This is a genomic window from Micromonospora sp. DT4, from assembly GCF_049841675.1.
Classification (GTDB): Bacteria; Actinomycetota; Actinomycetes; order Mycobacteriales; family Micromonosporaceae; genus Micromonospora.
The window spans coordinates 1-382 of the sequence record NZ_JBNCKT010000418.1; the positions used below are offsets into that span (position 1 = coordinate 1).

The window sequence follows — 382 nt, forward strand, 5'->3', positions numbered from 1 at the left end:
AGCTCGTCGAGCAGGCCCGGACCTCGGGCCTGCAACTGACCGGTGAGGGCGGGCTGCTGCAGCAGCTGACCAAGCGTGTGATCGAGGCTGCGATGGACGGTGAGATCACCGACCACCTCGGCTACGAGAAGCACGATCCTGCTGGTAAGGACGGCGGGAACTCCCGCAACGGGTCGAGGACGAAGACGGTGCTGACCGATGTCGGCCCGGTCGAGATCGTCGTGCCACGCGATCGCGACGGCTCATTCGAGCCGCAGATCGTCCGCAAGCGGCAGCGGCGGCTGACCGGCGTGGAGGACATGGTTCTGTCGCTGTCGGCGAAGGGCCTGACCACCGGTGAGATCAGCGCTCACCTGGCCGAAGTCTATGGCGCCGACGTGTC

1 protein-coding gene is annotated in these 382 nt (G+C 66.8%); it reads left to right on the forward strand.

Going from position 1 to position 382, the window contains the following annotated elements; all coding sequences use genetic code 11:
• Positions 1–382, forward strand: a 382-nt coding sequence (locus ACLQ24_RS30390; protein WP_425895166.1) for a transposase, incomplete at both ends; no start/stop codon positions are given.